This window comes from Acinetobacter lactucae (genome assembly GCF_013344765.1).
Lineage (GTDB): Bacteria > Pseudomonadota > Gammaproteobacteria > Pseudomonadales > Moraxellaceae > Acinetobacter > Acinetobacter lactucae_A.
In genome coordinates, this window is the sequence record NZ_JABVBF010000238.1 from 1 (window position 1) to 3,599 (window position 3,599).

Sequence of the window (3,599 nt, forward strand, 5' to 3'; positions counted from 1 at the left end):
GAATGGCTAGCATGTAAGCTCTAAAGGTTTGGTATATGGCTATCTCTATTTGGACTTTTAAAATGAAAATCACAATTGCATGATGATTAAGTTTATTTTGTAATTTTGGCATTTTTATTGCTTAATTACTCTTATCTTTAGTACAACATTTGATTTACTAACTTATAAATGATGATTCAAACCGTCTTGCTCTCTTATGGTGTTTTTTTCATATGAAAAATGCACTAAGTAAACGCATCTTTTTATTTTGCACTCTATTTGTGCGCGGGGTGTCATAATGAAGTTATTGGCTTCATTACTCACTTCACTGATTCTATGTGGATGTTCTTCATTTGAGCAAAATAGAAAAACTCAAGAAAACTCAACCTCTCATTCAATATGTGTCTTTGATAGTACAAATACAAAAGTCTGTGTAGCTAAGCCAGTACAAAGAATTGTTTCTTTATTTGAGTCGGGTTTAGATGGCTTATATATGTTAGGGCAAGGCGACAAAGTAATTGGTATACCTGCCGAAGTATACATCCAACCTTTATTATTTAATGCCTATTCAAAAATAGATCAACGTATTGCCAATAAACAGCTTGCGACGCCTTCACAAGGTGCCAATGCAACCAATATTGAAAGTCTCGTTTTGTTAAAACCAGATATGGTGATTGTAGGAAGTGGGCAAACCCAAACAATTGAACTATTACGGCAGTTTGGTATTGCTGTATATGTCATGGAGTCTGGCACCTACCAGCAAGTGAAAGAAGAGCTATCTGAAATCGCTGTTCTGAGCGGGGCCCAAAAGCGAGCTCAGGAAATTTTAAATTTCTCTGATGAAATTGTGGCGGAAGTCGCAACCAAAACAGCCCGTCAGCCAAATAAACAATCGATTTATTATGCTTGGTCTGGTGGACGAATTTTTTCTACCTCTGGACGGGATTCGATTACCAATGATTTTATTGAACTCGCAGGTGCCTACAACATTGTTCAGACCGATGCTAACCAGCCCAATGTAAACCCCGAGACCCTCATTGAATGGAACCCTGACAATATTGTGCTTTGGAATACAAACCCAAAACTGATTTATGAACGAAAAGAATTACAAGGTTTAAGCGCCGTACAAAACCGAAAGGTATTTAATTTGAGTCCTGCATTTATATATAACCCACATACCATCAAAATTATTATTACGGCGATTTATCTAAATCACAGTATTTATCCTGAACAGTCCGATTTACCAGTAAGTGCTTTACAACAGCGTATTTTAACTAAGTTGTATGGTGAGCACCTTGCCAAAGCGTTGGTGCAATGAATATGGAAAAACTGAAATATTATTGGTTTTACCCGTTACCGTTCGTGATGATTTTTATTTCGTTGCTCATAGGGCCAACGCAGACATTGAGTGCATGGGACTATGTGCTGTGGGGCGTGCAAGCAGTGTTTGGTACGCCATATTTTGATGCTGAGCAATTTAGGCTGATGCAAAACATTTTGGTCAATGTCAGATTACCCCGAATTTTACTGACCTTTATGGTGGGAGCTGCCTTAGCAACTGCGGGAAATGGGTTACAGGCATTGTTTCGTAATCCTTTAGTTGACTCTTATGTACTCGGTATTTCATCTGGTGCAGCATTCGGGGCAGCTTTAGCACTTTCTTTAAGTTGGCTTTCACCCAATCTATCCGCCTTTATTTTTGGTGTTTGTGCCGTTGCCTTAACCTATTTATTTGCGCATCAAAAACATGAAAGCCAGACATCTTTAGTGATGGTAATTTTATCGGGCATGATTGTCTCGGGGCTGTTTTTGGCAGGACTGACAGTCATTCAATACCTAAGCGATCCATTTAAACTGCAAGCGATTGTGCAATGGACGATGGGCAACTTACATCAGGCTTCTTGGCAAAAGGTTCAATATGCCGTGCTTCCTATTTGTATTGGTCTTGCCGGATTATTTTTGATGCGTTGGCGCCTAAACTTAATGGCACTCGGTGCTGAAGAAGCGCAGGCAGTTGGTGTTAACCCAAGGTGGGAACAGCTTCTTTTAATTACTCTAGTGACTGTATGTACCTCAACCTCTGTGGCTGCGGCAGGCATTATTAGTTTATATGGGCTGTTTATGCCACATATTGTGAGAATGTTGGTTGGACCAGATCATCGCTACAGTATTCCTGCCAATATGGTGTTGGGCGGCAGTTTTCTACTGTTGATTGATAACTTTTCTCGGGTTTTACTTACGTTTGAAATACCAATTGGTATTTTTACCATGTTACTTGGCGCGCCATTTTTCTTATTATTAATGAAAACACAGAGGACTCATTGGGCATGATTCAAATTGATCAGTTAAATTATGCCTATGGGCACAAACAGGTTCTTAAAAATATTCATCTGGAGTTTCCTGAAAATCAGTTTTCAGTCATTTTAGGGCGCAATGGCTGCGGGAAATCGACACTTTTTAAACTGATGGCAGGCTTAGAACCCCTAAAAGATGGATTAATCCGTTATTCTGGAAAACCATTATCGGACTTTAAAGGTAAAGATCGGGCTGCATTACTTGGCTTTTTACCGCAGTTTCATAAAACCGTATTTCCATTTTTGGTTAAAGATGTGGTGATTACGGGACGTGCCGCTTTTAGTAGATATAGACCTTCAAAATCAGATTGGGAACGTGTAGACCAAGCCTTGCTTGATTTAGACATTGAGCATTTACGTGACCGACCTTATACCGAGCTATCGGGTGGCGAAAGGCAATTGGTCATGATTGCCCGAATTTTAGTACAAGCACCGAAAGTCATTTTACTTGATGAACCAACCAACCATCTCGATGTTTATTATCAGTCTTATTTAATGAAAAAATTACGTCAGTTGTCGCGGCAAAATTTTACTGTTATTGCGATTATGCATGATCCCAACTTAGCATTTTTATTTGCAGATCATTTATTTTTCATGCGCCAACACGAAGTAGTTAAGCCTGAGTCTAAAACCCGAATCACCGATCCGAAGTTTTTAAAAAGTGTCTACGATGTTGAGTTTCATGAGGCCATGATTCAAGACAAAATCATTGTTATCCCTGATCATTCTTGGCTATAAATATGTTTGATTATCAGTTGGTTGAAAAATCTGACTACGATTCTGCGGTAGAGTTTGCACTTTATACAAGACAGCTCTTATTCCCAGAAATTTATCATGGGCAAGTCCCCAAAGATTTACAAAATTTTGAGCAATCTTATGTCAATAATCCGTTGGGCTGCTTTATTACGGTAAAAGAGCAAAACCGCATTATTGGCACCATTGCATATCGGGCATATGACCATCGTTTTGATTTAAATTTGCCGTCCAATACGGTAGAAGTGGTTAAGTTGTTTGTATTGCCTGAATACCGCCGTAATGGCATCGCAACCATGCTATGTAAAATGTTGTTTAGCCATGCAAAAAACAATGGCATTACTCGCTTGTATTTGCATACTCATCCATTTTTACCAGCGGCTGAAGAGTTTTGGACTCTACAAGGCTTTGACGTTATTAAACGGGAATGGATCGATACATATGACACCATTCACATGAGTAAATCTTTATAGTCTGTTAAAAAAATTTATTTTAAAACTACCTGATTTATGG

The 3,599-nt window shown here is 38.8% G+C and carries 4 protein-coding genes; all 4 read left to right on the plus strand.

The annotated features are described in order from the left end of the window. Positions 1-277: 277 nt before the first annotated feature. The 4 genes from HUN22_RS16040 to HUN22_RS16055 are packed head-to-tail and all read left to right on the plus strand — an operon-like array spanning position 278 to position 3,559. Complete coding sequence (locus HUN22_RS16040) at positions 278-1,297, plus strand: ABC transporter substrate-binding protein (RefSeq protein WP_174731423.1); 1,020 nt, start codon at positions 278-280, stop codon at positions 1,295-1,297. Positions 1,298-1,299: 2 nt separating this feature from the next. Then, positions 1,300-2,310, plus strand: a complete 1,011-nt coding sequence (locus tag HUN22_RS16045; protein ID WP_174731426.1) for a FecCD family ABC transporter permease — start codon at positions 1,300-1,302, stop codon at positions 2,308-2,310. Continuing rightward, positions 2,307-3,071: an ABC transporter ATP-binding protein gene (locus tag HUN22_RS16050; protein WP_174731429.1), complete on the plus strand. Its 765-nt coding sequence runs from the start codon at positions 2,307-2,309 to the stop codon at positions 3,069-3,071. The genes HUN22_RS16045 and HUN22_RS16050 overlap by 4 nt, the downstream gene beginning before the upstream one ends. Then, complete coding sequence (locus HUN22_RS16055; protein WP_174731432.1) at positions 3,068-3,559, plus strand: GNAT family N-acetyltransferase; 492 nt, start codon at positions 3,068-3,070, stop codon at positions 3,557-3,559. Before HUN22_RS16050 ends, HUN22_RS16055 begins: the two co-directional genes overlap by 4 nt. Positions 3,560-3,599: the final 40 nt, after the last annotated feature.